At 37.5% G+C, this 22,774-nt stretch carries 22 protein-coding genes; 10 read left to right on the forward strand and 12 right to left on the reverse strand.

Annotated features, from left to right (window positions below):
* Positions 1 to 24: 24 nt before the first annotated feature.
* The 3 genes from lpoB to ESZ26_RS01505 are packed head-to-tail and all read right to left on the reverse strand — an operon-like array spanning position 25 to position 2,505.
* A complete protein-coding gene (lpoB, locus tag ESZ26_RS01495; protein WP_146797427.1) occupies positions 25 to 627 on the reverse strand; it encodes a penicillin-binding protein activator LpoB in 603 nt (200 codons plus the stop codon).
* A gap of 39 nt (positions 628 to 666) precedes the next feature.
* Complete coding sequence (locus ESZ26_RS01500; RefSeq protein ID WP_146797423.1) at positions 667 to 1,104, reverse strand: YcfL family putative periplasmic lipoprotein; 438 nt, start codon at positions 1,102 to 1,104, stop codon at positions 667 to 669.
* 9 nt (positions 1,105 to 1,113) lie between these two features.
* Positions 1,114 to 2,505, reverse strand: a complete 1,392-nt coding sequence (locus ESZ26_RS01505; RefSeq protein WP_223271541.1) for a COG3014 family protein — start codon at positions 2,503 to 2,505, stop codon at positions 1,114 to 1,116.
* A gap of 320 nt (positions 2,506 to 2,825) precedes the next feature.
* Between ESZ26_RS01505 and ESZ26_RS01510 the strand changes: the two genes are divergently transcribed.
* The 4 genes from ESZ26_RS01510 to ESZ26_RS01525 all read left to right on the forward strand — a co-directional run bounded on the left by ESZ26_RS01510 (position 2,826) and on the right by ESZ26_RS01525 (position 7,392).
* Positions 2,826 to 5,030: a marine proteobacterial sortase target protein gene (locus ESZ26_RS01510; RefSeq protein ID WP_146797420.1), complete on the forward strand. Its 2,205-nt coding sequence runs from the start codon at positions 2,826 to 2,828 to the stop codon at positions 5,028 to 5,030.
* A complete protein-coding gene (locus tag ESZ26_RS01515; RefSeq protein WP_170246281.1) occupies positions 5,027 to 5,584 on the forward strand; it encodes a class GN sortase in 558 nt (185 codons plus the stop codon). Before ESZ26_RS01510 ends, ESZ26_RS01515 begins: the two co-directional genes overlap by 4 nt.
* Positions 5,585 to 5,763: 179 nt before the next feature.
* Positions 5,764 to 6,540 (forward strand): substrate-binding periplasmic protein, encoded by a 777-nt coding sequence (locus ESZ26_RS01520; protein ID WP_146797414.1) that lies wholly within the window; start codon positions 5,764 to 5,766, stop codon positions 6,538 to 6,540.
* 102 nt (positions 6,541 to 6,642) lie between these two features.
* Positions 6,643 to 7,392, forward strand: a complete 750-nt coding sequence (locus ESZ26_RS01525; RefSeq protein WP_146797411.1) for a substrate-binding periplasmic protein — start codon at positions 6,643 to 6,645, stop codon at positions 7,390 to 7,392.
* Between the two features lie 86 nt (positions 7,393 to 7,478).
* Here the strand turns inward: ESZ26_RS01525 and ESZ26_RS01530 are convergent, their stop codons facing one another.
* Positions 7,479 to 8,081 (reverse strand): DUF938 domain-containing protein, encoded by a 603-nt coding sequence (locus ESZ26_RS01530; protein WP_146797409.1) that lies wholly within the window; start codon positions 8,079 to 8,081, stop codon positions 7,479 to 7,481.
* 8 nt (positions 8,082 to 8,089) lie between these two features.
* A complete protein-coding gene (locus ESZ26_RS01535; RefSeq protein ID WP_223271542.1) occupies positions 8,090 to 9,427 on the reverse strand; it encodes a GNAT family N-acetyltransferase in 1,338 nt (445 codons plus the stop codon).
* A 113-nt stretch (positions 9,428 to 9,540) separates the two neighbouring features.
* Between ESZ26_RS01535 and ESZ26_RS19145 the strand changes: the two genes are divergently transcribed.
* The 4 genes from ESZ26_RS19145 (at position 9,541) to yghU (ending at position 12,187) form a co-directional block, all read left to right on the forward strand.
* On the forward strand, positions 9,541 to 9,711 hold the full coding sequence (locus ESZ26_RS19145; RefSeq protein WP_170246282.1) for a hypothetical protein: 171 nt from the start codon (positions 9,541 to 9,543) through the stop codon (positions 9,709 to 9,711).
* Between the two features lie 3 nt (positions 9,712 to 9,714).
* Complete coding sequence (gene def / locus ESZ26_RS01540; protein ID WP_146797406.1) at positions 9,715 to 10,251, forward strand: peptide deformylase; 537 nt, start codon at positions 9,715 to 9,717, stop codon at positions 10,249 to 10,251.
* 107 nt (positions 10,252 to 10,358) lie between these two features.
* Positions 10,359 to 11,147 (forward strand): substrate-binding periplasmic protein, encoded by a 789-nt coding sequence (locus tag ESZ26_RS01545; RefSeq protein WP_146797403.1) that lies wholly within the window; start codon positions 10,359 to 10,361, stop codon positions 11,145 to 11,147.
* A gap of 164 nt (positions 11,148 to 11,311) precedes the next feature.
* Positions 11,312 to 12,187 (forward strand): glutathione-dependent disulfide-bond oxidoreductase, encoded by an 876-nt coding sequence (gene yghU / locus ESZ26_RS01550; protein WP_146797400.1) that lies wholly within the window; start codon positions 11,312 to 11,314, stop codon positions 12,185 to 12,187.
* Positions 12,188 to 12,333: 146 nt separating this feature from the next.
* Here the strand turns inward: yghU and ESZ26_RS01555 are convergent, their stop codons facing one another.
* The 5 genes from ESZ26_RS01555 to purE form a co-directional block, all read right to left on the reverse strand.
* Positions 12,334 to 12,804, reverse strand: a complete 471-nt coding sequence (locus ESZ26_RS01555; RefSeq protein ID WP_146797397.1) for a phosphate-starvation-inducible PsiE family protein — start codon at positions 12,802 to 12,804, stop codon at positions 12,334 to 12,336.
* A gap of 136 nt (positions 12,805 to 12,940) precedes the next feature.
* Positions 12,941 to 13,384 carry a SirB2 family protein gene (locus tag ESZ26_RS01560; protein ID WP_146797394.1) on the reverse strand — a complete coding sequence of 148 codons (444 nt, stop codon included), beginning with the start codon at positions 13,382 to 13,384 and terminating at the stop codon, positions 12,941 to 12,943.
* A 175-nt stretch (positions 13,385 to 13,559) separates the two neighbouring features.
* Positions 13,560 to 15,182, reverse strand: a complete 1,623-nt coding sequence (locus ESZ26_RS01565) for a SulP family inorganic anion transporter (RefSeq protein WP_211361195.1) — start codon at positions 15,180 to 15,182, stop codon at positions 13,560 to 13,562.
* Positions 15,183 to 15,299: 117 nt separating this feature from the next.
* The gene (locus ESZ26_RS01570; protein WP_146797388.1) at positions 15,300 to 16,412 is read right to left on the reverse strand and encodes a 5-(carboxyamino)imidazole ribonucleotide synthase; all 1,113 of its coding nucleotides are present in this window, start codon (positions 16,410 to 16,412) and stop codon (positions 15,300 to 15,302) included.
* Positions 16,412 to 16,891, reverse strand: a complete 480-nt coding sequence (purE, locus tag ESZ26_RS01575; protein ID WP_190278368.1) for a 5-(carboxyamino)imidazole ribonucleotide mutase — start codon at positions 16,889 to 16,891, stop codon at positions 16,412 to 16,414. Before purE ends, ESZ26_RS01570 begins: the two co-directional genes overlap by 1 nt.
* Positions 16,892 to 17,055: 164 nt before the next feature.
* Between purE and ESZ26_RS01580 the strand changes: the two genes are divergently transcribed.
* Positions 17,056 to 18,006 (forward strand): LysR family transcriptional regulator, encoded by a 951-nt coding sequence (locus tag ESZ26_RS01580; RefSeq protein WP_146797386.1) that lies wholly within the window; start codon positions 17,056 to 17,058, stop codon positions 18,004 to 18,006.
* Positions 18,007 to 18,403: 397 nt separating this feature from the next.
* Positions 18,404 to 19,039: a CBS domain-containing protein gene (locus ESZ26_RS01585; protein ID WP_146797383.1), complete on the forward strand. Its 636-nt coding sequence runs from the start codon at positions 18,404 to 18,406 to the stop codon at positions 19,037 to 19,039.
* 65 nt (positions 19,040 to 19,104) lie between these two features.
* On the opposite strand, the gene ESZ26_RS01590 is transcribed toward ESZ26_RS01585, so the two are convergent.
* Entirely contained in the window at positions 19,105 to 21,288 is a 2,184-nt protein-coding gene (locus tag ESZ26_RS01590) for an ATP-binding protein (protein WP_170246283.1), read from the reverse strand.
* 322 nt (positions 21,289 to 21,610) lie between these two features.
* Positions 21,611 to 22,690: a site-2 protease family protein gene (locus tag ESZ26_RS01595; protein WP_146797377.1), complete on the reverse strand. Its 1,080-nt coding sequence runs from the start codon at positions 22,688 to 22,690 to the stop codon at positions 21,611 to 21,613.
* Positions 22,691 to 22,774 lie beyond the last annotated feature (84 nt).

Genomic DNA, 22,774 nt, shown 5'->3' on the forward strand with positions numbered 1-22,774 from the left:
CCCTTAAATATGCAATCTTGGCTCTTACCAACCCACGGATGCTTTAACTTTAGTTTTACGAATTTCAGTTTCGTCAGCCCATTCAACTAAGCCACTTTCTAAATCCATCAAACGTAGTGTAAATTTATAATAAACATCTGATTTGTCTTTATTAGATTTTACAATACTTGATAAGTTCCCATAAAGCATATACTCCGCACCAACTTGCTTACCAAACTGCACAGCTTTATTGGTGTCAACCATACCACTGTCTTGTTGAAACTTGATTTGCTCACGAGCCGCCTCTACTCGCACCATGTCAACAAAGCGAAACTTGCCTGAACGTAATAACTTAGTTGAAATTGAATCAGTAATTGATTCAGTATCGATATGCTCACTGGTTTTATTTTTAAGACGCTCAACAAAGAGGATCGGACGTTTATTTTGCGTTAACGTACCAACAACCGGTGATAATAATAACGAGTCAGTCATTTCTCCAGCTACTTTTTGTAAGTCGGTAGAGCCAAAGTTGATGTCGGTCGTTTCAACAGCGGTTGCATCACCATAGCGAACAACTGAATGTTGTGCACAACCCGTAACTAGGGTTATAGCTAAACCAACAGTAGTAGCAATAATTAATTTTTTCATAAATACTTCCTTAATAAATAACATAATAAATTTTAATCTTTAGTATCTGTATGCTTTTTCAGGGACTTCTCTCACATAAACCGTGAACGTAGCAACTTGTTCGTTTGGTGCGAGTCCGCTTAAGCTTGTTGACTGAAAACCATGTAATTCAACTGGCTGCCAGGGTGTTTTTCGTGATTCAATCACAAATCCTTGTGCATCAAACCAGTTAAAGTGGTATTGCAATTTCAATGACTTTTTATAGCTACTGTTAAGCTGTAAGTTTACTTCTAGTAAACCATTGGTCTTTCTTGATTTAACATCAATAATTTTTAACTGTTGTGCTAATTTAGGGTTGTCTACCTCTAAGTGCTTCGAAAACTCATCGCCTTGTGTCATCGCACTGGTGCCAATTCCTGAGGTTATTGGCGCAGCACAGCCAATAAAAAGTATTGAGCTGATAACCGTAACGACTGAAAGTCTAATAAAATAATACATATTCCCTCCTTAAAAATTTATAGTTTGATAACCGGTATAGTTACCGATTGCGGTAAAATTAATGAGCGTAATTTTACTATCAACCACTTCAATATCAATAACTTGCTTTACACCTGAATATGAAACCGTCAATTTCTTATGACCTACAGCGACATTGTTCAACCGCATTATTTGCACGTTATTGGGTAAACTGGACCAACTGCGGGTATCGGCTTTTTCTGAGGCAATATTATACAGGCTGGCTAAAATATTACCGACATCACCTGCCGATTTACTCAAATTCTGACGTATTTGCTCTTTAGCAACTAAACGTATTGCTTGTCTCGTCACCAAGCCCGGTAATTTCTCTTGTAAGTCTTTCGTCGCTAAAGACTGTAATCTTACAATTTCTTGTGAAAGGTAACTCTTTTCATCGAGGCTAATACTCAAAGGCATTAATGTAGATAAACGCCCACGGTAAACAGGTAAAGCAAAAGTGAAAAATTTAAAATCAGCGCGAGTATTAAATATAGGTAAATTTACGCTTGCCTCTTCTTTTGCACTGACAATTCCTTGTTCAAAGATAACCACTATTTGGCCTGAGTTCTTTTGATCTTTCGTTTGGTAGCGCCCAAATCTTTGCTCAAAGCGAGTGTAATCTTCATTCATGTCGAGCTTGTTCGCTAATCGCAAGACATCTTGTTGCAGAAAAGTATTATTGGGATATATTTCTAGCGCCCGCTTATAGTCAATATAGGCATCATTATACTGTTTACCCGTTTCATACAATAAAGCTGAAAGATAAAAGGTATATGCATTTTGAAAACTATTTTTTATATTACCAATTAAGTTATCCATTGCAGGCAAGTTTTCATATAAATTATTACTATTAATACCTTTATCAGCCATTGCTTCTTCAGCGCTATAGAGTTCGGCTTGATTAGTTTTTAATGCTCGTTCTTGCACTAGGTTAGCACGGCGCACTTCAACTAAAGCCCCCTCTAAATTGCCTTGATATAAGTAATTTAGCGCTTGATAAGAATGCAACATACCTTGCTCATATGAAGGTATTTCATAGCCAATAGCATTGTCATTGGTCACCACCGCACTGACTTTTTTAAGGCTACTGCTTATTTGTATTTTCGCTGCTTGCTCTTGCGCTTGCACTTGTTGGTAAGCTAATTCAAAACTTTTTTGACTCGCCAGCCCATCATGAGCAAGAAACTGTAAGCGTGCTTTTTCTAATTGGCTCAAACCATAATTATTATGATGACTATTAACAGATATAACTGATGCTGCCGCGAGCACAAAATCACCTCTCAACTGAGCTGAACGTGATTCTTGCATCTGCTGACTGTAACCAAAAAACAAGTCACTCATACCAATAGATGTACAACCAACAAGCGTAGCTACTGAAAACATAAGACAAAATTTTACTAATAACGGTTTAAACATAAAACTTTCAAGTAACCCTTAATGATGAGGATATCATAACACTTTACTAACTAAGCCTGCGCTTGATTCACTAAGTGGTAAAATTAATACGAAACAGCTAAATAGGCAATACAATAATTGTGAGTAAATTGTAAGAATGTTGTAATTTTATGAGCGTGTTAACCGTCAACAAAGCTTAATTGCCCTGTTATTGACATATTTGGTCAGTACTTTGCCCTAATATCGCCCCCGCTAACACTCAATGCTTTGCTTTAATATCGGCTTCTATTTACATAAAAGAGCAAGTGATGTTTATTTCTAGAAAAAACCGACAATTTATAGATTACCAAGACTCATACTATTACCGACAACAATATAAAAAACGTCGTAATAAATGGTTAAAGTTATCACTACTAGTATTTCTTATCCTATTGTCTTGTTTGGCTTTTGTACGTTTTGCGCAAAGTAGTGAGATGGCTTTGCCTGATAATACCACCAATAACAATACGCTTATTAAGGGTCCACAATTATTATTTGATCACCCAAATCCAGCAAGGCAAGCCAATTTCCCCATTGATATTCAAACCAACGTTGAGATTAATGGTTTAATTGCTTATGTGGAAATAAAACAAACCTTCGTTAATCCTCATGCGATTGCTTTAGAAGGAACCTATCAGTTTCCCTTACCTGAAGATGCTGCAATAAAACGGTTAATGATAAAGGTTGGCGATAATGAGATAGTTGGCGAGATAATGGCAAAAAGCACCGCTAAAGTTTTATATCAACAAGCGAAAAGCCAAGGAAAAAAAGCAAGCTTACTTGTGCAACAACAACCAAATTTGTTTATCAATAAAATTGCTAATATTCCACCACAAGCAAGCGTTATTGTTACTCTAACTTTTATGATGCCAGTCTCTTTTTCACAAGGTAAATTTGATCTACGATTACCACTAGCAATGACTAAAAGGTACCAAGCCAAATTATCTCAGCCATTGTCTGAAAATCCACAAGTAGCAAAGACTGCTGAGCTTACAGAGCAAAGAACAGCTTACTCGGCGAATAAATTACGTGCACAACTGCACACGTCAACCATACAAGCGCCTAGCCACTTAACTTCAATTGCCAACAGTCAATCATCAATTAATATTACTTTAAATTCGGGTATTGCGATTACTGCGATTAGCAGTGCAAGTCATAAAATAGTGATGCGCGCGTTAAACGCCGATCAAAATGCTTACTTTATTACCTTAAACCAAAGCGAAGTAGTCACTAATAAAAGTTTTGTTCTAAGCTGGCAATTATTAGCCAGTGAGCAAGCTAAAATCAGCAGTTTTACTGAACAAGTATCAGATGAATACTATACGCTGCTGACCTTTTTCCCACCAAAGACAGACCTTGCACAAGTGATAGCACGAGACATCATTTTTATCATTGATACCTCAGGCTCTATGCAAGGCTCTGCTATGGAACAAGCAAAAGCGAGTCTCTTGTTAGCAATATTACAACTTAACGATAAAGACAGTTTTAATATTATCGCTTTCAATGACACTACCGAATTACTCTTTGCCGGCACTAAAGTGGCAGCTAGTCATAATATTAAAAAAGCGCAACAATTTATTAATCACTTAACGGCCGATGGTGGCACTGAAATGTATCGCCCCTTGAGTAACGCTTTGATGATGAAAAAAAGTGCTGCACAAATAGCGCAGGCTATTCGCCAAATAGTTTTTATTACCGACGGCGCTGTGGCTAACGAATTTGAACTTATGCAACTGCTCGAGAATGCCCGAGGTGATTTTCGCTTATACACTGTTGGCATAGGCGCTGCGCCCAATGGTTACTTTATGAAGAAAGCCGCTCAATTTGGTAGGGGTCGTTATGTTTTTATTCAAAGCCAAAATGATGTTCAACAAAAGATGAGCGATTTTATGACTAAAATAAGTCAGCCCGCAATCACTAACATCGACTTAATCATCGACAGCCAAGTTCATCAACACCTCGAGGTTTATCCTAAAAGCATCCCTGATTTATATTTCGACGAGCCTTTGCAAATAGCGATAAAATCTCAGTTTCCTATAACGAGTTTACAATTAACAGGTAATACCGTCACTGCGCCTTGGTACCAAGAATTAATTATTGATAGTGAGCAATCATCAACCGGTATTTCATCCCTTTGGGCGCGAAGAAAAATAGAAAGCTTACTCGATAGCTTAGTCAGCGGAGCGGATCAAGCTAAGGTGAAGTTTCAAGTTATGACTACTTCACTCAAGCATCAAATTATATCGCCTTATACCAGTTTTATAGCCTTGGAAAAACAGCAAAAAGACGGATTATTACTCGCTAAGAATAGCGTTTTTCAAGCCCATGAAAGTTTAATGGTCGCTATGCCTAAAACAGCATTAGGGTGGAAGTTACAATTTCTGCTTGGCATGGCACTCTTGTTATTGGTAACTATGAGTGAGGCTATTATATTGCGAGGTTATCAGTGTATTAAATTAAGGTATTACCCTTGAAAAAATTAATTAAACCATCGTTATTGATAATAGGTAGCTTATTGTGTTTACAAGCCAGTTGGTTGCCAGCTAAAGCCTGGTTATCTCAACAATTAATCAGTTATAGCTGGCATCAGACATTAGCTTTACAACAAAAGATAAAACCTTGGCCATGGGCTGATACCTACCCCATTGCCGAGCTTTCATTTAAACGCTTAACAAGGCGTCTGGTGGTACTTAATGGCGGTGACCCAAGCACACTGGCCTTTTCAGCCGGGGCTATTGCTCCTTTTAACAAGGTTAACAGTACCCAACCTTTTGTGGTTGCTGGGCATAGAGATAGCCATTTTTCATTTTTAAACGAGGTAGCTATGAAGGATATTATTTCATTAGCTGACCAATATGGTCAAAGCCAGCTTTATCAAGTTGAAGCGATTAACATTGTTGACGCTTTAACTGGCCAATTGCCGATACTGACTGATGATTCATCGTTAATATTAATTACTTGCTACCCTTTTGACGACCCCAGCAGTAATAGCAATGAAAGGTATGTAATAACAGCAAAGTTGCTCTAAGGATATAAGTCGTTATTTAGGGATTAATCCAATAACGGCATTAATCCTCTGTTAAGCCTGCGATAAGCTCCTTATTACTCAATTAAAAAATCTTTGTTAATATTAATAGCTTAATGATTTTGGTAAAATGGCTATCTAGACTATAGTCTGAAATATGATGGAGCAAACAGCATAGACTTATGAAGGAACTAAAGGAAAAATTAGCTATTGGCTTTGGGCTATTCTTGGTACTTTTCGCTGACCACGTATCGGCAACTAAGCTCAGCATACTTACTGAACATTTGGCTCCTTATCAAATTGTTGCCAGCAATACGGTAACAGGCTTATCGACGGAAATAATTGAGGCTACATTAACACAAGCTCAGTATGCATATGACATCAGCGCTCACCCATGGACGTTGTCTTATAGAAGAGCTCAGCATGGAAAAAACACCTGTATATATTCACTTGCCCGTATCCCACAACGAGAGTCATTGTTTAAGTGGGTAGGACATATTGCCTCAAGTACCATCTCTCTTTATTCACTTAAAAATAGCCAGATAGTTATTTCTACTATAGAAGAAGCTAAAAAATATAACATTGCAGTGATACGTGATGATGTCACCCACCATTTTTTATTGACAAAAAACTTTGTCGAAAACCAAAATCTCTACGTAGTTGAAAATTATGATGCGCTCTTAAAATTATTAGACTTATCTAGTCGCCGTATTGATTTAGTTGTACTTAATGATGATTTACTCAAAAATAGAGTAAAGGATCTGGGGGAGGTATCAAGATATAGGAATGTCTTTCAGTTCAATGAATTAACGCTAAATTTTCATTTCGCTTGCAGTTTGAACACAGAGCAAATAATCGTAGATAACCTGACTAAAGCTATGAAACTACTAGAGCAACGTGGGGTGTTTTTGGCGATCAGGGAGCAGTGGAAAAAAAATATGGTCAGTTTGATCAATTAATGCAATGGACATTTTCAGCAAGATAACTGTTTGCTATTAGCACTATTATTGTCGAGCGTATAATCGCAAGGCGATCAGTTATCTTGTAATAAGGGAGCCGTAATGAAAAAAAAGAGTCAAAGCATGTTGATGAAGTTAATGAGCTTAGTTACGTTATTCATCAGCGTTTTTCCACTTTGGGGGCAAACCCTCAAGATCGAAACAATCAATGTCGCTCCCTTTGGCTATATCGGCAATGATGGCAAATCGACTGGAATGATGTTCGAGATAAGTAATAGCATTGCTGAAGCAGCTGGACTTAAGTATACCAACAAGATAATTCCCTATGCCCGCACCATTATCCATCTGCAACAAGGCAAATCAGATTTTGTCTTACGTTTCACTAATGAGCAGTTGCCGGCTATTGCCGTCCCGTTAGTTTCAGTCATTACCATGCCGATTATTATACTGTCTAAGGCCGGTACTCATTATCGAAGCATAAAGGATCTTCATGGACAAACAGTCGGTGTGGTGCGAGGCGGTGAATTCGATGTCAATTTTGATAATAATACCGCCATTAATAAAGTTGAAGTCAATAATTATACACAAATGCTGAAATTATTAATAAAAGGACGAATTGACGCCTGTATTGGCACCAATGTTGGTTTATATTACAACGCTATGCAGCTCGGCATAAAACCAGAAATATTAAATTCGCCACTACACCTAAGTTCCAAAGACTTTGTGCTTCATTTTTCTAAAAAGAAAATGGATACCAAGACGATGGCGATATTAAAAAAATCGGTGAAAAAACTTAAAAGCAATGGTGAAATCCAGAAAATCGTCAACAAATACATAGGTGATTTTAAATAACCTGTCAAGATTAAGACATCAATTAAGCAAGTTTTTTCAGTCTATTATAATCGATAATGGCGTTAACTATTTAAACATTGAGTTTGTTATATTTTAGAAAAAACCAATAGGCGGTTATTGGCTGGCATTGGGTGATCGTCAATTAACCGGAGGCCCACTGCCGTTGCCAATAATAAAACTGCTTCAATATCTCGAATACCACTATTGTTGTCTCTTTCTTTAAGCCACAGATCAAAGTCTGCGTTGCTTTCACTAGAGAACTCTCCTTGATAGTTAAAAGGTCCGTAGATACAAATACTCGCTGCAGATGATAAGTTTTGCGCGAGCCCCTCAAAAAATTTAATCACTAATGGCCAGCTAATAATATGCAGTGTATTGGCGGTATATATGCCGTCAAGCGGTAATTTTTGATTAAATATTGGCCAGGCTCTATTTAAATCTACAACGACCGGCCGGTGTAAATTTGACCATTTTGTTTCATCGATCCACGCATTGATCCCCTGATGATTTATCAGTAAGTCACTGGTTTGCCATGTTAAGTGGGGTAAGTTGGGAGCAAAGAAGACAGCATGTTGTCCCGTTCCTGAGCCAATTTCTAGCACATGCTTGGCATTTGCAAATACTTTGGTTAACACTCTCAAAATAGGTAATTTATTATTTTCACATGCTTGGGAAAAAGGTTTATTCATTATTCTTCTTAAGTTGCTTTATTGTTAAGTAAAGTTTTGAACGGTAATGCCTGCTGGCATTGCTGTTGGTACGTTAGCATATGCTGTTGCTCTTGATGACAAAAATTTTTAATTGCCGCTTTAAAAGCTGGGTGTTTTATCCAGTGGTAAGAGTAGGTTAAGACTGGTTCGAAGCCCCGTTGAATTTTATGTTCACCTTGAGTGCCGGGATTGAAAACTTGCAAGTTGTGCTCAATACAAAACTCGATACCACGATAATAGCACAGCTCAAAATGTAAATTATTGTAGTGTTTAGTACAGCCCCAATATCGACCATATAAGTGGGTGTCATCGTAGAAAAAGAGTGCACAAGCAATATCTTCTTGCTGATGACTGGCAATGATCAATAAAACATTATCGGTCATGTTAAGTACTATTTGCTTAAAAAAGTCATAGTTTAAGTGAGGTTGATGACCGCGTTTTAAATAAGTTAACTGATAAGTGAGATAGAAAAAATCAAGTTCTTGTTGGCTAATTTCGCTATTTTTTAGCTGGCGAATTTTAATCTCTTGTTGAGTAATCGACAGCCTTTCTTTACGAGTATTTTTTCTTTTCCGCGAAGTAAACGTACCAAGAAAGTCATCAAATGTTTTGTAGTCACGGTTAAGCCATTGAAATTGAACGGTATTACGCTGATAGACATCTGCGGGTAAAACCGTTTTTATTTCATCACAGTACAATATATGCCAACTGTTAATATTTTCTTGCTGACAATGTTCAATTAACGGTGCAAACAACTGATTTACTTCAAGTTGTGCAGAGAGTAACTTATTACTGCTCACTGGTGTAAATGGAATAGTAGCCACTAATTTAGGGTAGTAATTTATTTCATTACGTTGATAAGCTTCGGCCCAATCCCAATCAAAAACATACTCACCCCATGAATGACTTTTCAAATACATTGGCATCACGCCTGTGACGTCACCGCCAGTTGATGTCACTAAATGATGTGCTTGCCAACCTTGTTTAACGCTGACCGAGTCACTTTGTTCAAGCGCGTTAAAAAACTCATAAGCAAGAAAAGGGCAAGGTGAATCATTTAACTTCTGCCAATCAATAGCACTTACTTTGTCAATATGGTTCAAAAAGTTAATTTTCATATCAGCATTCAATAGCGTTTTTCTCACCAGCCAATGGCTGTTTATATCGCAATAGTGACTAAAACCACCGTCACAAAGAGCGTTGTTAAAGGATGTTGTGCCAATGATAGCGCTATTTTTATCAAAATGTATCACTAAGCCGTATTTTAAAATTGCCCGGTTAGCGCGATAAAGAGCAGCCAACAAGAATAATAGTAGTAATACCAAGTAACCCAGTCAGAAATTTCATCCAGATATAGATAGCATCAAGTACTAGAATTTAATGAACAGCGCTTATACAATGCAAGGCAAGGTAATAGTAACTAAAGGTTGGATTGGCTGTGTCTGAGAAAGTGATTAACTTCGAATTTGAAAAGCACAATAAAAACAGTATTCGATATAAAGAAGTACCTGAGAGTGGAATGCCACCCGTTTTAGGGTCTATCTATGTGCAAAAATGGTTTGCCGGTGATAATAAAAATATTGAAGTAACCCTTAAGACAAAAGATTAAAAGATGAAAGTAATAAAGTCTGCCCCCTACTCTATCGCTCAATTAGGCCATGCTGTATTAAGGCTGCGAGCGGCGGAAGTTGAAAACATACAGAGCAACGAGTGCCAGCAATTAATTAATAAAATGTTGCTAGCCGTATCAGAAGCAGGTGGTGTTGGTATCGCTGCGCCGCAAATCCACCATAGTGTGCGCATTTTCATTATATGCTCTAAACCCAACGAACGTTATCCTAACGCGCCTTTAATGCCGGCGACAGCCATGATCAACCCTGAAATCTTGACCTCGTCAGCTGAAACAACAAAAGGCTGGGAAGGCTGCTTAAGTGTACCTAGCATGCGCGGTTTTGTGCCAAGACACAATAACATCACGGTCAGATACTATGACCGACAAGGTGTTGAACAACTAAAAGAATTCACGGGTTTTATTGCCCGTATTTTTCAACATGAATTAGACCATTTAAACGGTTTTACTTTTATTGACCAACTAACATCAACTAAAGACTTGATCAGTGAAGTTGAATGGTTTCAACAATTTGCTTAACCACCAAATGAGTACTAATAAATTATGCTATTGATTGATTATTATCGCTTAAGCTAATCGCTAGATACTTGCTAGATAAATAAAAATAAAGCTTTATACTGCCTATAATGATGAATTTTATAAAAATAATACTTTTCCTTTATCCATTAACGGTACTAGCGCAATCGAGCGCAAAGCCAGAGTTGCCTTTATTGGAAAAAGGGAAGACAGTTCTAACGGTAGCCATGGAAGATATCGGTTACTTTCCATTTTACTATCAAGAAAATGGCGAAATAAAAGGTTTTTCGGTTGATGTGCTTAATTATATCGAAGCGCATTCAAATTATGATTTTGAGTTTATAATTCTCCCTTGGCCGAGGGCAGTTCACTTGGTTGCTGAAGGTCGAGTCGATCTAATACTAACGTTATTTAAAACATCAAAGCGTAAACAGATATATCATTTTATTGAACCTGCTTATGCTAATGAAATTAATCAATTATTCACTTTAAAGGATAATTATTTTGAGTTTGATGGACAATTACAGCAATTAACGCCTTATTCTATCGGCACCATTAGAGAATATTCCTATGGAGAATATTTTGATGGCGCCAGCTATCTAAATAAATTACCGGCATTAACAGAAGAAATACTTTTAAAACTATTGCTCGGCAAACAAGTAGATATGCTGATCAGCAACCCATTAGTTTTTAATCAAATAATTGCAAAAAATAAGATGAACGATCAGGTTAAAGCAATAGAGCCATACATATCACTTACCCCTGTATATATGGCGCTAACCAAGAAGAGAAAAGACTCTTTAGTAATAAAGAAAACCCTTGGGCAACTCACTGTACAATTAAAAGCGTCACCGGTGTACCAAAAACTCCTCACTAAATATCAGTTGAATTTTAAATAATAGCGTTTAATTAAAGACTCGATTAAGCGGTTCACCCTTTTTCTCCATTATTTATAAGCAGATTAAGCTGCTATTGTTGTTTTATAATCTTCTTCTACTTAGTTAAAATATCACTATCGTTCAATGATAGTCTTAGAGTCTTAATCATCATTACGGAGTTTACAATGTCTACAGATATCTACGTACCACCTAAAATATGGGAATGGAATAAAGAATCAGGTGGTAAATTTGCCAGTATTAATCGTCCTATTGCGGGGGAAACACATCAAGTCGACTTACCCGTAGGTAAGCACCCTATTCAGCTATACTCGCTGGCTACGCCTAACGGGGTGAAAGTCACTATTTTATTGGAGGAGCTACTAGCGTTGAACATAGCAGAAGCCGAGTACGATGCGCATTTGATTGATATTATGACAGGAGATCAATTTGGCTCTGGGTTTGTTGATATCAATCCAAATTCTAAAATACCGGCTTTAGTTGATAATAGTGGTGACACTACTCTGCCCATTTTCGAATCTGGCGCGATACTACTACATTTGGCAGAGAAGTTTGCTGTGTTTATACCCAAAGAACCGTTACTTAAAGCACAATGCTTATCATGGCTATTTTGGCAAGTAGGTAGTGGTCCTTATTTGGGAGGTGGTTTTGGACATTTTTTCGCCTACGCACCCGAAAAATTTGAGTATCCAATAGAGCGTTTCACCATGGAAGTAAAACGACAACTCGATGTACTCGACCGTCATTTAGCCAATAATAAATATATGTGTGGTGACCAATACACTATTGCAGATATCGCAATATGGCCATGGTATGGGGCATTAGTACAAAATAAAGTTTATGAAGCTGCAGAGTTTTTACAAGCTCAATCCTATAAAAACTTATTACGATGGACTGAAGAGATTGGCAATCGAGCAGCAGTTAAGCGTGGCTTAATGGTCAATCGTACTTGGGGAGAGTTAGAAAAACAGTTACATGAACGCCATGACGCCAGTGATTTTGAACTTAAGACTCAAGACAAACTAGTCGATGCTCAAGAATAAACTGCCACTAATTAGCCTGATAGCGCTACCTGCTCAATAGTAGCGTCATTATAAAACGTCACTTGGATAAAGAGTAACAATTAACATCATCAATGCGTTATGTTAATCACCCAAGCTAGGAGCGTTAAGAGACGAAAGTTGATAATTTACGCTTCTGGCTTGGTTATCTCGTTAGCTAGACTACTTTTCTTTTTTATTAACCAGTACGTTACCCCCAGAGAAATAGTCACTAAAGCAAGACCTACAATTTGATCTGCAGAAACAAGTTTAAGGTCTAAGACAATAACTTTACGTGCAACCGCCATCAATGCTGTGGCAACAACCAATTCTACCGGGATAACGTTTGAGCCAAGATACAATCGAATATTAATAAAGATTTCAACCGCGATTAACACCACCATAAAAGCGCCAAAAGTTTGCAAAATATCTTCAATATCTAAGAGAAAATAGGGTGGTGTCGACAGCTTCAAATAAAGTACATAAACCACATCAGCAATACTCCAGTAGATCACCAATACCATTAATAAGGCTAGTATTCTTATCGCAAATCGAATCGAGCGATGCAGTAACTTTAACAATGGATCTGAATGATTTTCAGGTAATTCTTCGTGTTTCATGGATTTTCCTAAATGCAAAGCCGGATAAATTTATCAATTTAATCATTTTAGAACTAAAATACATTGATATATCTATGACCATAAAGCACTAGCGCTATGGTCATAGAAAATGTCAATACTGAAAGTGCCGCTCAAACTAGCAAATATTCGCTAGCATAGCCTGCCCTAGGTCAATATAAGCGTTAACATCTTCACTCATGCCTTTTGATTTAAGGTGATCAGCAAAACCAAGTCGCGCCGTCATAGCTAACCAAAATATGGCACTAATTAAACCAACAATACGCCACAAAGTAGTCTTGGCCCACTTAAGCGCCAACGTAATGGACAGTACATAGATAACAAAGCCAGCCAGTTTAGATGATGCCCAACCATTAACGAAAGGATACAAATTAAGCGGGTTAACGGTCACCAAATAAATAAAAGTGACAACAAATAAGGTATATAGGATATGTGGTCCAATTTTTAACAGTTTATTATTGACCTTGTCAGACCCTTTCATCATTAACACAAAGTTGATGATGAAAAGAACAAAAGTAAGTGTGATTATGGTTAGGTGAAGGTGTTTAACTATCATGTACATGTGGTTGTTCCCTAGAAATTCATTATTTTTTTAGTACTTAGGCTGTCAGTATATCGTTAATTTGCGCCAGCAAGTGCTATCTTTTATATTATTTTAACTAGCTCAGCTAACATAAGCTGTACCTGTTTATTAAACCTGTTTGCTTTACTGCTGAATTTTTGTGTCATGCTACCATTTACTCAACCTTACTTGCTTTGTTTTCTAGATAAGTTAACGAAGCTTGTAATGCTTCATAACGCAAGGAATAGATATTGTCATTGGCGACTAAATTCAAAACATTACAATTGTCGAGCTGTTGATGTGTTTGCTCATTTGGACACAATAAAAACACTTCACATTGGCCATCTTGAGCATCTTTTACTGCGTTTTCCAGCGCAAGCCCAACCGTTTCATCAATCATAGGGACATCGGTCAAGTCGAGGATCATCACTTCAAAATCTGCAACGCTGGTATGCTGACGTGCAATAGCTTTCGATACGCTAAAGATCATTGGCCCTGATAAGTAAAAAAACAGCACTTTACCGTGCGCTTTATCGAGTAAGCCTCGTTCAAGAGCCGTCAGTGGTACATCATTACCATCAGCGTCACTAATTGCCTTAACTTTTCGGGCCTGTTCCCGACTTAAACGTTCAATAACAATTATATTCGAAATGAAGACACCAAGGCCAACAGCAACAATTAAATCAACAAAAACAGTTAATAACATAACACCATACATAATGGCCATACCCTGAACACTGACTTTATGAGCACGTTGAATAAAACTCCAGTCAAGAATATTAAAACCTACATAAACGGCAATTCCCGCTAATACAGCCATAGGTATAGGCTCGGTTAGACCTGCAGCGACTAATACCACCAAAGCAAGCACCAAGGCGCGAATAATACCTGACACCGGAGAGCGAGCACCGACCTGAATATTGGTCACTGTGCCCATCGTTGCGCCAGCACCCGGTAAAGCACCAAACAAGCCAGAGATCATATTAGCGATACCTTGGCCACGCAACTCTCGGTCGGGATCATGTTCTTTACGTGTTAATGAATCACCAATCACAGCAGTGAGTAAGGTATCAATACAACCGAGTGTGCCAAGCACCAAAGCATCTATTACCATAGTTGTAAAGATGTCGACGTTAAAATGAGGAATAACTAAGGATGGTAAGCCCGGCGGTATTGCACCAATTCGGCGGATATCATCGCTGTTGAAAAAAATCAAAGAAAGCACGGTCACAACAACTAAAGCGACCAGTTGAGCGGGAACATATTTGCGGTAGTGTTTAGGGAAATAAAATAAAAGGCCTAAAGTCAGTGCTCCCAAAAACAATTCACTGAACTTAATATTTGCCAGTATATTAGGCAGTGCTGATAAGCTGCCCATCACTCCACCGGAAGGAGTCTGATGCCCTAACAACGGAGCTAACTGCAAGATAATTAAAATAACACCTATGCCCGACATAAAACCAGAAATCACGCTATAGGGCATTAACGTAATGTATTTCCCAAGCTTTAGTGTGCCAAGCAACATCTGAAATGCACCAGCCATCATTACAATAGTAAATGAAATTGCCATGCCCGTTTCTGGATACTTTGCCATCATGCTGGTTAATATGGCTGTCATAATAACGGTCATTGGACCGGTAGGCTCTGATATCAGGCTAGATGAACCACCAAACAAGGCGGCAAAGAAACCAACCATGATCGCTCCCCAAAGCCCAGCTTCAGCACCGGCTCCTGATGCGACACCAAAAGCAAGCGCTAAGGGTAAAGAGATGATTGCGGTCGTTACACCACCAAACATATCTCCTTTAAGGTTAAACTCTTTAAAACGATGTCCAAACACAGCTCAACTCCTTACTAAAAATACCATCAGGCCAGTTAACATTTTATCTGACCAGCAAACGCAGAAAAATGTAATCTAGCTAATATTATTCAATTTAATAGCGCACTGAAAATCATCCATTTGTTGAACAAGACTTACCTGGTCTTTATCAAAAAAATTAACATGGCCCAGTTTTCGTTGCGCTTTGACTAATTTATTGTACCAATGCAATGTTGATAAAACTGAAAGCGAGGAAAGTGGCGGTTGTTCATTACCAATTAAATTAATCATACCCGTTGTGCCAAGCGACGCTGTGCTACCCAGTACCAAGCCAGCAACTGCTCTTATATGATTTTCAAATTGGCAGGTTACACTCCCGGCTTGTGTCCAATGTCCACTGTTGTGAACGCGAGGTGCTAATTCATTGATGATTAATTCATCATTCACAACAAAGCACTCCATCGCCATAACACCAACGTAGTCTACGGCATTTAATATAGCTTCCATATAAGTGTGAGCTTTTATTGTCAGGGTATTATTTTGGTCTATAGCTGGCGCTATTGATTGCAGCAATATACCATTTTCATGGATATTATCTGTTAAGGCATAATGTTCGATATCGCCACTTTTTGAACGCACCGAGACTAAAGATACTTCTCGTTCGAACTTTATCCATGCTTCAATAATATAGTCTTGGATATTTAAACGATCAAAGTCTTCAATATCTGCCAAAGTTTTTAACACCCACTGGTTTTTACCATCGTAGCCATCACGACAAGATTTAACAACCATAGGCAATTGTAATACTTTCAATGCTTCATTAGCCGGCAACGAATAAGCGAAAGGTGAAGTCGGTATTGCAAGTTTTTCTAATAATTGCTTTTCGCGATAGCGATGTTGACAGGCAGCTATCGCTTCAATATTAGGCAAAATATCACAATGTGCTTGCAGAGCTTTGAGCAGTTTTATATCAACTTGTTCTTTTTCTACGGTAATTAAATCAGGCTTACCTAAGCGGTTATAGAGATTATGAATATTTTGCTCTTCCTGCCAATCTTTAGTGAGTGGCACCACTCGACCTAAACCATCAACACAATCAGTTGCTTGCTGATAATTGTCATTGATAAAGCTGAACTTTATGCCTAATGGCAGTCCCGCTAGCGCCAGCATGCGAGAAAGTTGTCCACAACCAACAATGGCTATGCGCATTATTCTACCTCCCATAAAACACTTTCACTTTGCTGTGCTCGCCATGCTTTTAGCTTACCTTGCAGTGTAATATCATGAGTGGCAAGGATTTGTGAGGCCATTAACCCGGCATTAAAGGCCCCAGCTTCGCCAATACCTTGTGTTGCAACTGCCACACCTTTTGGCATTTGTACAATAGATAGTAAACTGTCCATTCCTTTTAATGCTTTGCTCATAACTGGCACGCCGATAACAGGTAACCAAGTTAATGCTGCGGTCATACCCGGTAAATGTGCGGCGCCACCAGCACCGGCAATAATTACGCTGTACTCTTTATCGGCATTCTCGGCAAATTCATATAAACGCTTAGGAGTCCGGTGGGCTGAAACCACCATAGTTTTATACTCTATGCCCAGTGTTTCAAGTACCGTAACCGCATTTTTCATCACTGGCCAATCTGACTGTGATCCCATGACAATCGCGACTTTCATTTTTTTCATTGTAAATGGTCCTATTTTTAATGGTATCAAGGCTGGGTTGAGTTAAACATCAATCAGCTAAGTAAATATTTTGATTGACTGATTATGGCAAAAAAGATAAATAGATAAAAATTGATATTACTTATACTATAGATAGATAAATATCTATTTAGGACGCTAAGGTTATGAAATCAAGGCTTCATGCTCATGTTGGCACAATTAGGCAGCTCGAAATATTATTGTCTGTTCATGATAAAGGCAGTATTAAAGAAGCGGCAAAAGCACTTTTTTTAACGCAACCAACCGTATCAATACAAATGAAAAAGCTTGCAGAGGCGATGGGGGCACCACTTTATAACTATACCAATAGGCAGATATTATTTACTGATATCGGCTTAGAGTTAGTTAAAACCGCGGTAGAAGTACTCGATAGTTTTACCCGACTTGATATGGCGATAGGTAACATCAAAGGTTTTAAGTCTGGCACCTTAAGGTTGGCTGTTGTCACCACCTCTAAATATTTTATTCCTCATTTATTAGGGCCTTTTTTAGAGAAATATCCAGACATAGATATACAGTTAAATATTGGTAATCGACAACAAACCATTGAACGCCTAAAGCAAGGTATTGACGATTTTTATGTGTTTAGTCACCCGCCATCTGATATTGAAACGCAGTCGATTGAATTTTTAACTAATCCGTTAGTGGCTATAGCACATGAAGACCATCCCATTGCTAAAAAGCAAAACCTGACCCTAAAAGATTTAAGCAAGGAGCCTTTTATTATGCGAGAAAAAGGATCAGGTACACGTTATGCCATTGAGGAGTTTTTAAAACACCATAACACTAAGCTAAATGTAAAGATGACCATTGAAAGTAATGAAGCGATTAAACATTTGGTGATGTCAAAACTAGGCATCTCAATATTATCAGCGCATACCTTAATGTATGGTGGACAAAGTGGGCTAGTGCGTTTGCCAATAAAAGAATTACCGATAAATGCTCATTGGTTTTTTGTTTGGTCTAAATCAAAACGTCAAACCTTACTGGCTGCTGAATTTCTTGATCATATTGAAACCAATGGTCGTTCATTGTTACAAAAAGAAATGATATCAAACGATATTTTATCTCGCTAAATCACGGCTTACTCAGCATAGGGTTAAACGATGCGCTGATTAACGAGTTTTCCCTTAGGTTTACAAATATCGGAGACTTGCTATTTAACTTATTTATCAGTTAGTTATAGCACAACCGGTCTTCTAACAAACTTAATTAAGCGCTAAGTGTTTGTGCGGTTATATGCATAACGATCGCGACTTTCGCAAGTCGACTCTGGGTTGCTAGCGTATAACATACTGTAAATAATGATAGTTAAGCCTAACCATAATGTCTCTTTAGCCTTTACCTCACCTATGATTTATAGTCGTATCATTATAGTTATCAACTTTACACTGATAATAAAGCAATTTAAATCGACTTTTATTGGTTTTAATAATTAGTTATAAAGGATTTTATCATTTAAGGGAGATAACCATGTTCGCCATATATACACCAAATGGAAGAAGCTTTTCAGGTCCTCTGGAAGAGCTTTATCACGTTCAAAAAACACAACTGTCTGAGCAAACTAGAAGTTTTCAGGAGCTTGATGAATTTTCACCTTTATTAAAAAAAGGTTATTCACCGGCTCCTAAGGCCATTGATGCTTATAATGATGCCATCAGTAAAACCGAGACAAAAGAGTTAATATGTCACGCTTATCAAATTATGACTTATCCTGTTGCTGTCATAGCGGACAGTGACCCATTAACTGCGGTAATTAAAATATTTACACAGCTGGCATATCAAGAATTTCCAATTGTTAATAGCCAACAACAACTCGTGGGTAGCTTATCGAGACAACAACTTTATGAATACCTTTTGAAGCATGGCGCTGATGTTGATAAAAGCAGCAAAGCAAAAAGTGTCGCTGATCTATTTTTAAATGAGCACTCAAAAATTTATACGGCAGAACCCGTTACAGACATCCGCCGCATTGCTGTTCTACAAGTAAGAAATCATTTGCACACTATTCCTATCTTAGAAAATAATGGCAAGGTAGTTGGCATTATTTCACGCACCGATATTATAAAAGCAGTCGCTATCGATCCACCTTTATCATTATGGTGTTAACTAAAAAAGATTAATTGAGCTGTTAAAAAAGACAGGCGTTTCTTTGCGTTTAACACAGACTTATTTTAGTGATTGATGTATTTATAAATCATAGTAAACAATAACTCTTGTTGAATGGGTTTTGTCATATAATCGGTCATTCCCATTTTAATGGCATTTTCATGATCTTGCGTAGTGGCATGTGCTGACATACCAATAATAATGGTTTCACTATCGAATACCCTAATTTGTTTTGTTGCTTGTAATCCGTCTAATTTAGGCATTTGAATATCCATAAAAACCAAAGCATAGTCATTAATTTTCATTTTCTCGACAGCTTGCACACCATCCTCAGCAATATCAATTGAAACATTTAAAGGGCCAAGTGTCTTTGTTGCCACGATTTGGTTAATTCGATTATCTTCAACCAATAAAATAGATTTGTTGTTTAACAAGACAATTAATTTAGCCAGGTCTACCACAACTACTTCTTTTGAGTCGCTGGGCAGTTTTTTCATCGAGTAACTCAAAGCCACGGTAAAGATAAACTCTGTGCCTTCCCCTCCTTCGCTTGTTACGGTTATAGTGCCGCCCATCAATTCAGCTAACTGTTTACATATGGCTAAACCAAGCCCTGTACCACCATACTTTCTCGTTGTACTATCGTCAGCTTGTGAAAAAGCGGTAAAAATATTCTCCTGTTGAGCGGGTGTCATCCCTATACCAGAGTCTTTTACACTTAATGCTATTATGACCTGATCGGCGGTTTTACTCTTTAGCGATACATTAATATTTATGCTACCAACTTCGGTAAATTTTATGGCGTTACTGACCAAATTAATAATTATCTGCTCGACTCGTAGCGGATCTCCGATAATATGGTTAGGAATGTCCTCATCAAGCTGAATATTTAGTGATAGGCCTTTATGCTCAATACCAAAATTAAAAATTTGGCTGATTTTTTCAAAAACAGCAGGGAAATCAAAGGAAATATTTTCTAAGGTCAGATGCTTATAGTCAATTTTAGAAAAGTCGAGCACATCATTAATAATTTTGAGTAAATGGTCGCCGGCAAAGTGAATTTTTTCTAGGGCGTCATTTTTCTCGTCCAATGAAGCTGCATTTTTTCCTATATCAGCAAAACCCAAAACCGCATTCATTGGCGTTCTTATTTCGTGGCTCATATTGGCCAAAAAGTTTGATTTGGCTTGGCTCGCTTGGTTCGCTTTTTCTATCGCTTCACTTAGTACGGTATTTTGAGATTCTATTCGGGATAAATTTATTGAAATCTCTTCGCTCATAGTATTGATACCTTGCGCTAATGAGCCAAGTTCATCTAAGCGGTTATCTTCAATTAACTGACTATAGTCACCTGAAGCGATATGGTTAACCGCGCTATCCATAGTTATTATTCGTTTAAAAATCAATTGATTTAATAAATAAATGGTCAGTAAAATAATGACAAACAAGCTTAACAAACTCAGTAACAGCAAAGGTACTATATCAATACGACCTTTCATGTCTTTTTTAGAAAATAAACTCATCGCGAACCAGTCAACTTCTTCGAGGTAAACGATAGCAGCCAGGTAATGGGTATTGTTAATGGTAATATCTATAGTTTTAACAAAAGTACTATCGGTATCATCAAAGAAGTTTTTCTCTGATTCATCACCAATAATCTCATCCCATGATTTGTTTTGTAAAAAAATGGCAATACTTCTATTATCAGCATTGTCATTACTATTGATATTAGTATGGAAAATACCGTGATTATCGATAAGAACTTCTAGAATATCTGGGTTTGAAGATTTGAGTATTTCATCGGCAATCGTCGATGTTTTAGTATAATTACCAACAGTGCCAATGACTTTATCACCTTCCCTAACAAAGTAATCAAAGAATACGTAACGCTTACCATCGATGGCATTGATATCTGCTTCAACATAATACTCTTTGGTTTCTTTTAACTTCTTGGGTAACCATGGATTTTCTTCTAACTTTAATTTTACTTTTTTTATTTCTTGCGACTCTTGATTCCAGTCAAGACTGGTTAATGATGACGTTGAAAGTACGAACCAACCAAAGCAACCGGCAACTTCGCAGTCATTTTTAATGGTGTTGATGGCTCGCTGTTCAAATTCATCATTATTGATGTCTTTCATCCAATTTTGAAAAGAATAATCATTTACCGAACGTTTTATTAAGTTTAAATTTTGGTTAAAATGACTGACCGCTCTTTCTTTATTGAGACTGGCGTGCTTGAGAACCATCTGTTGACCTAAGTCTTGTTCAACATTACTAATAAAGTTTTGTAAAAAAAATGAAAATAGAGAAAGTAATAGCGCAAAAATCAACACGATTAAAAAAATAATTTTAATCCGGATAGAGTTTCTATTGGAATAAGGTGTAACCATAAATGATGAACTCTAAAGTTTAATTACTGGCTATAATCCTAGCACAAATTTGCCGCAGGGGTAGCGTTACATATGACGATTAAAAATCGTTTATTTATCACAAACACATCAAAAAGATAACTTCGTAAGCCATTAAAATATCGGAGATTATAAATGGCTAAAGCATTCACCGGCTTAATTAACTCCCTAATATTTTTAGGGGTAATGACAAAGCACTATTGCCCGTTTGGCCAACAAACCAAATAATGGCACTTAACCCGCCTAATGTAATGATATACCATAACACTGAGACAATTTGGGCATAACGATTTAACGGTAATAGCTCACTCAAATGGCGACGCTTATATTCAAAGAAAATTTCTATACTGCCAATTGCAAGTAAAAAACCCAGCAGTGCTAAGCCAAAGTGATAACTAATATAAACACCTAATGCAGCTCCCAATACACAAGCAACTAAACCAACACGGCTATTAATTGAAAAGGCAATACTCTTTAATATATGTCCGCCATCTAGAGGCAGTACCGGCAACAAATTAAATAGATTTAGTAAAGCGTTAAAGACCGCTAAACCAGCAAATATTTCTAAATCGGTCAGCCAATATCCCACTAAGCAGGCAATAGAGAGTATTAAACCAAAGAAAGGGCCCATTATTGAAATAACAACATCTTGCCAGCGGGTATTAATTTTATCGTCGCTCAGTGCTAAACCACCGACAAAGGGAATAAGGTAAATACCTTTGGTTTTTAAGCCAAAGTATTTCATCGCCTTGATATGTCCATATTCATGAAAAACAAGACAAAGAATAAGTGCTATAGCAAATTCAATAGAAAATAACCAACTGTATGCGGCTAAACTACCAGCAGCAAACAACACTTTGATAACCTTAGCACTTTTTAATAATTTTAAGCCAAGCCCTGCCATGCCAATGAAGCTAAATTTCATCGGTTGCTTGCTATCTTGGGTGACTTGACGTTGTTCTATATCTTTTTCATTAAGGCTATTCTCAAGCAGAAGTTTATTATCGATCAAAAGCTGAAATTGCAATTCAAAAGGCTGCCAATGCAGCGTCCCTTTAAGCTCTAGATGTAACTCGCCTTGTTCGCTTTGCAAAGTAAATTGATGCAAAAAAGCATCATTGCCGTCACTCGCATCAATTTGCGAGACACACTGGTCATCCCAAAACAGTTGTTGCCATCCCGCTATTGAACCTTCTAATCGTAGTGTTTTATTCAAACACGTTACCGCTAATAGTTGCACTTTATAAACTCAGTAAATAAAACCTTGCTCGATTATCACTATATTTACTGATGCGGCAAGGTTTATCGCCGGTATTATTGATTT

The organism is Colwellia hornerae, assembly GCF_007954355.1.
GTDB lineage: Bacteria > Pseudomonadota > Gammaproteobacteria > Enterobacterales > Alteromonadaceae > Colwellia_A > Colwellia_A hornerae.

Excerpts from the sequence above, each read along its gene's own strand:
- lpoB (WP_146797427.1), bottom strand. The coding sequence starts at position 627 with ATGAAAAAATTAATTATTGCTACTACTGTTGGTTTAGCTATAACCCTA.
- ESZ26_RS01500 (WP_146797423.1), bottom strand. The coding sequence starts at position 1,104 with ATGTATTATTTTATTAGACTTTCAGTCGTTACGGTTATCAGCTCAATA.
- ESZ26_RS01505 (WP_223271541.1), bottom strand. The coding sequence starts at position 2,505 with ATGTTTTCAGTAGCTACGCTTGTTGGTTGTACATCTATTGGTATGAGT.
- ESZ26_RS01510 (WP_146797420.1), top strand. The coding sequence starts at position 2,826 with ATGTTTATTTCTAGAAAAAACCGACAATTTATAGATTACCAAGACTCA.
- ESZ26_RS01520 (WP_146797414.1), top strand. The coding sequence starts at position 5,764 with ATGAAGGAACTAAAGGAAAAATTAGCTATTGGCTTTGGGCTATTCTTG.
- ESZ26_RS01525 (WP_146797411.1), top strand. The coding sequence starts at position 6,643 with ATGAAAAAAAAGAGTCAAAGCATGTTGATGAAGTTAATGAGCTTAGTT.
- ESZ26_RS01530 (WP_146797409.1), bottom strand. The coding sequence starts at position 8,081 with ATGAATAAACCTTTTTCCCAAGCATGTGAAAATAATAAATTACCTATT.
- def (WP_146797406.1), top strand. The coding sequence starts at position 9,715 with ATGAAAGTAATAAAGTCTGCCCCCTACTCTATCGCTCAATTAGGCCAT.
- ESZ26_RS01545 (WP_146797403.1), top strand. The coding sequence starts at position 10,359 with ATGATGAATTTTATAAAAATAATACTTTTCCTTTATCCATTAACGGTA.
- yghU (WP_146797400.1), top strand. The coding sequence starts at position 11,312 with ATGTCTACAGATATCTACGTACCACCTAAAATATGGGAATGGAATAAA.
- ESZ26_RS01555 (WP_146797397.1), bottom strand. The coding sequence starts at position 12,804 with ATGAAACACGAAGAATTACCTGAAAATCATTCAGATCCATTGTTAAAG.
- ESZ26_RS01560 (WP_146797394.1), bottom strand. The coding sequence starts at position 13,384 with ATGTACATGATAGTTAAACACCTTCACCTAACCATAATCACACTTACT.
- ESZ26_RS01565 (WP_211361195.1), bottom strand. The coding sequence starts at position 15,182 with ATGTTTGGTGGTGTAACGACCGCAATCATCTCTTTACCCTTAGCGCTT.
- ESZ26_RS01570 (WP_146797388.1), bottom strand. The coding sequence starts at position 16,412 with ATGCGCATAGCCATTGTTGGTTGTGGACAACTTTCTCGCATGCTGGCG.
- purE (WP_190278368.1), bottom strand. The coding sequence starts at position 16,891 with ATGAAAAAAATGAAAGTCGCGATTGTCATGGGATCACAGTCAGATTGG.
- ESZ26_RS01580 (WP_146797386.1), top strand. The coding sequence starts at position 17,056 with ATGAAATCAAGGCTTCATGCTCATGTTGGCACAATTAGGCAGCTCGAA.
- ESZ26_RS01585 (WP_146797383.1), top strand. The coding sequence starts at position 18,404 with ATGTTCGCCATATATACACCAAATGGAAGAAGCTTTTCAGGTCCTCTG.
- ESZ26_RS01590 (WP_170246283.1), bottom strand. The coding sequence starts at position 21,288 with ATGGTTCTCAAGCACGCCAGTCTCAATAAAGAAAGAGCGGTCAGTCAT.